The sequence below is a fragment of the uncultured Kiloniella sp. genome, assembly GCF_937128705.1.
Lineage (GTDB): Bacteria > Pseudomonadota > Alphaproteobacteria > Kiloniellales > Kiloniellaceae > Kiloniella.
In genome coordinates this window covers 1-5042 of sequence record NZ_CAKZMP010000190.1, presented here as the reverse complement: position 1 = coordinate 5042, position 5042 = coordinate 1, and the positions used below count along the sequence as shown (strand labels likewise).

Annotated in this window: 4 protein-coding genes; all 4 read left to right on the top strand. The window is 46.1% G+C overall.

All coding sequences use genetic code 11. The features are described 5' to 3' along the window. A partial coding sequence (locus tag Q0241_RS10400) for a thiamine pyrophosphate-dependent dehydrogenase E1 component subunit alpha (RefSeq protein ID WP_299377068.1) occupies positions 1–994 on the top strand: 994 nt, incomplete at its 5' end. A gap of 19 nt (positions 995–1013) precedes the next feature. After that, on the top strand, positions 1014–1478 hold the full coding sequence (locus Q0241_RS10395; protein WP_299377066.1) for a hypothetical protein: 465 nt from the start codon (positions 1014–1016) through the stop codon (positions 1476–1478). A 193-nt stretch (positions 1479–1671) separates the two neighbouring features. Beyond that, positions 1672–3528 carry a type I secretion C-terminal target domain-containing protein gene (locus Q0241_RS10390; protein WP_299377064.1) on the top strand — a complete coding sequence of 619 codons (1857 nt, stop codon included), beginning with the start codon at positions 1672–1674 and terminating at the stop codon, positions 3526–3528. A 143-nt stretch (positions 3529–3671) separates the two neighbouring features. Then, a complete protein-coding gene (locus Q0241_RS10385) occupies positions 3672–4985 on the top strand; it encodes an RNA polymerase sigma factor (protein ID WP_299377062.1) in 1314 nt (437 codons plus the stop codon). Positions 4986–5042 lie beyond the last annotated feature (57 nt).

Sequence of the window (5042 nt, the reverse complement as noted above, 5' to 3'; positions counted from 1 at the left end):
CTGGTCGCGTACATTCACGAGCACTGCAGAATCCTTTTTGATGGAGAATGACGTTATGTCAAAAGACCTAAATATAGAGCATGACACGCTGCGAGAAATTTACCGCCAGATGTCCCGAATCCACGAAGTGGACAAGCAAATTCAGGCAGGCTGGTCGAGCGGTAAGTTTCAATTTACTTACTGGCCGATGACAGGTCAGGAAGCTATTCCAGCGTCGCTTGCACCGCTTGTCACTGATGAAGATTACATGGTGACTATCTACCGTGGTATTCACGATCAGGTGGCTAAAGGTGTACCGTTGAAAGGGCTGTTTGCCGAAGCGCTGGGCCGAGTAGACGGCGTTAACAAAGGTAAGGGCGGTTCACCGCATATTTCAGACCCCTCGTCTGGCTCTATGTTAACCACAGCCATTGTGGGTGCCGGTGCCCCCATTGCTAACGGGCTTGCCCTAGCCAACCAGATGAGAGGCAGCAAGGCGGTGACCATCGTTAACTTTGGTGACGGTGCCACCAGTATCGGTGCTGTACACGAAGCCATGAACATGGCGGGTGTTTGGAAACTGCCAGTAATATTCCTTTGCCAGAACAACATGATCGGCGAGTACACACCCATACCCGAATATACCGCCAGTGAGAACTTTACCGACCGAGCCGAAGCGCTGGGTTTCAAAGGTGTGCAACTCAACGGTAATGATCCCGTGGAATTCCACAACGGCATGAAGTCAATCATTGACGACGTGCGCAACGGCAAAGGCCCGGTATTTGTTGAAGCCATGACTATGCGTTTGGCGCCACACGCGGGTTGGGGTTTTACCGATCACTTACCTAAAGACGAACTTGAAGAGGCGAAAAAAGCCTGGCCTGTGCCAGCTACTCGCGCCTTATTGTTGGAGCAAGGCCTTTGCACCGAAGAAGAGCTTGCGAAGATCGACAGCGATGCGCAGTCTGAAGTGCAGGAAGCTATCGAATGGGCGCTTGAGAAAAACAACGCATAAGGAAATGGGAAGAGAAATAATGGAAACAATTATCAAAAAACTTTATGAACAACAATCCCTTACGCAAGAAGAAAGTCAGCAGCTCTTTGATGTCATTATTCGCGGTGAGCTTGACCCTATTTTGATGGCATCTGCGTTAACCGCCTTGAAAATAAAAGGCGAAACACCTGAATCTTTAACATTAACGCAATCGGCCCTCAATTATAATAGCGGAAGACCAAATATTAAAATCGGGGCTTTTTTAAGTAGTTTGAGCTGTAAAAAAGAGTTCCATAAAACACTTTTTTACAAAACCAAACACCATACCTTCACATCAGAACAACTAGGAACTCTTACCTTAAGAGAAACAGACCACGGAAATAGGATAACTATTGACCAAGGTCGCCATAGGATAAGCTTCTTTACGACAGCGACAGATGAGCAACGTAAATGGCTATTTAATTACCTAAATTCTTACTATAGCCTAAAGTTGGAAGACGTATAGTCATCAGCACAGTTTAAAAAATTATTACAATAAATCAATTCACTAACAACCCATACCTAACCATCGATACCCTTACCATTTCTTCCCATAAAAAATAATTCAAAAAAAATGGAATAAAAAGAAATCCGGGCTGTAGTCCTAGTAACTTTCGAATTTGTTTGCTTGTCAGACAAAGAATTTACGGGAAAAAGCTATGACGATACGCCTTGAAAAAAAATCTGTTGATGCTCAGGAAACAAACACAGTTTCACAAGGGCTTGATGCAAGCTTAAATCACCTTATTGCCCCTGATACTCTTACCAGTGATGTGATGCCTTCTGGGGCTTCTGCCAGTGCGGATGATACCCTAGTTGAATTTGCCAGTGCTTTGGGTGACCCCAGCTACTTTGCAGATATCATTGCGACCCTTTCCGAAGAAGAAAAAGAAGAACTTGCCAAGATATTGGATCAGGCCCCCATCGAGACGGCAGCGGGGGATGCCGTAGCACTCGTTGGGGGCGGAGGAAGCCAATACAGCGATGACTTGGGAAACGCAATCGACCTGTTAAACCGACAGGGCGTTATTGATCCGACAGAGTTGGAATTTGGTCTTATCGGTAATCAGTCTGATACAACGGATCGGGGGAATACAGGCAATTTAGATACCCCGCTCGCCCCTTTTTTAAACCTGTCACTGAACTTACTGCCCACTTCGATCCGCGATCAGGGAACCTTTAACAATCGGCCAATTACCTTGAGGGGCGGTGATGGAAACGATGTTCTGGTCGATAGCGGTATTATTGTTGGTGATGGCGCAAATAATGTTTATCAAATTAGCTTTGCCCACAATCTGTCCCCGACAGAAACTATTCTATTACAGGGTTTTCCCGCCGGGACGGTCCTTAATCAGGGTACAATGGTTCCCGGAAGCAACGGCACTGCATGGGAAGTAACTGCGCCGTTTTCATCCATTATCTTTTCAGCCGATAATGCCTGGACGGCTGGTTCCTATAACATTCAAGCAACCAGCGCCGGGCTGGCATCGTCGGTCACAATCACCCACCAAACATCAACGTCTTTTGGGGATGACCATATCACAGGGCTTTCAACCGATGATACGATCTTCGGGGACGATACTTTCTTAACGAACGCTGTTGCTGGTGATGATGTTATCAACGGTGGCGGTGGAAACGATTACATGAATGGTGATAGCTACTATCTGACCAACTCTGTGGGGGGGGATGACACGCTTTCCGGGGGAACCGGGAACGACAGTATTCACGGAGATTCTGATGTCATCAACGATTCAGTCGGTGGCGATGATACCCTTTACGGTAATGATGGGAATGATAATATCTATGGGGATGGCAGACTTCTAAATGATTCAAACGGCGGAAATGATATCCTTTACGGCGGGGATGGGGATGATGGTATCGTTGGGGACGCAGGGAGCATAAACGTCTTTGACACGAACACCTATTCCGGTGGAGATGACATCATTTATGGTGGAAATGGAAACGACCGTATTTGGGGAGATTCTATACATCAAAACGGCTATATCCAAGGTTTCGGGTTTAACTTCGCATTGGGAGGCGATGATATTATCGATGGGGGTGATGGCGATGACATCATTTACGGGGATAGCCAAACCTATCCAATGAGTACTGGTCATAATGTCGGGGGGGATGACATAATCACTGGTGGTCGTGGGAATGACATTATGTACGGCGTAGGTGGAAGTGATCGATTTGTATTCCGTCAGGCAGACATTGCCACCAATGGTTCGGTTGAAACAGATACCATCAAAGACTTCCGGTTTGATGATATTATCGACCTCGGCGATTTACTCAATACCGCGCAAACAGTATCCAATCTTGATCAATATTTGGATTTCAGTCAGGGAACAAACGGCGTTAATATTAATATTGATACCAATCAGGATGGTGTTACAGATCACATCATTGTTCTCGAAAACCAAACACTCTCTAGCCTTGGTTGGCCTACTGGAACCTCTGATACTGATATCCTGACCAACATGTTGAACCATAATACGCTTGATACTCTGGCTTAGGCAGGTATGGTGCAGCAATCATTTTACCACCAGAAGATGTTATTTAATACGCGCGGCATCAATGCTTGCGCAAAAACAATTAGACACAAACATATTTGATAAGGCCCAAGCAATTGAATTTTGAGCATAAATTAGAATCTTCGATGCCAAAGCTTAAACGCTATGCCCGGTATTTAACAAAAGACGACGACCTGGCTTCCGATCTGTTTCAGGAAACCTATGGTCGTGCCCATGCCAAAAAGCATCTCTATAACGATGCTTATGAAATGGAACAGTGGTTGTTCCCAATGATGAAGAACCTCTGGATTAACCAGATAAAGCGTCGGCAAAAGGAGTTGCAGTCTCAAACCGAAATTGAAAATGCCAGCATCCAGAACAACATCTGTTTTGCTAAGGAAATAGAGCACCGATCCCTCTTGAACCGTGTGCAGGATGTTCTTAAGAACCTGCCGCAAAAGGATCAGGAAGTTCTGGAACAGATTGTTTCCTTTGGCCATAGCTATGAAGAAGCAGCCAGAAGCCTTTCTGTGCCAATTGGCACAGTAATGAGCAGATTGTCACGCGCCAGAAAGCGCCTGAAAGAAAAACTACAGTTGGGCGAAGAGTTTATCTTTATGTTCATCCCCCCTGTGTTTTACGACCCGGAGGATGCGGATACATCTTTGGATACTCTCTTTACGGATTCAAACCCTGCATCAGATCAAGATGACACCTCAAAGAACGCAGGTTCGTCCCCCTCTGTTATGACGTCCCGTTCCAAACGGCTGGCATGGAAAAGCAAATCAGATCTTTTGGCGCTGTATTATAAAAAGCGTCAAAAGAATACACAGCGCGATCCCTATGACTATCAGCTGCACGCCTCTTTTATCATTCTGGGGGTTGAAGGTCTGTTTGAAACGCTTCCTGCACTCCAGACCGAGGAAGATATCGCTTTACCTGGAACAGCATCAATTGATCCGCAAGCAGAAGATAGAACCGTTCAGCTTTCAGAAATTCGAGAGACACACACAGCACAGGGTAACGACCATTCTCTTTTAGAAGATACCCAACATTTCAACCTATTAGACGAAGAGCTTGATGATCCTTTGGCGTCCCTTATCATCACAGGCGCAACAAAAGAAACTGCGTTGTCCCCAGAAGAAACCACCAGCCCAAGCGGGAAGCCATACCACCAAAGCATTGGTACAATTCTGGAATTGTTGAGTACGCAAGGTGTATTGGACCCGACAGAGATCATAAGCACTGCCGCGCAAACCGACGGGGCAGAAACGTTGGCGGAAGATATCAGGATATCTGATGAAATCACCACATCTATCATTCCGCTGAGCGATTTACTCGGGTCCGGTTTTTCACCCGTGTTTACGGATCCCCAAACAACCACAAATACCGCTAGCGACGGCTTTGTTGTTGTCACCACGTCTGGCGGCGGCAGCATACTAGGGTGTGGACTCAATTGATCCAACATCTTATGGAGAATAGGAATAGCATGTTTAGGAAGTTTTCTCCCTTTTTCT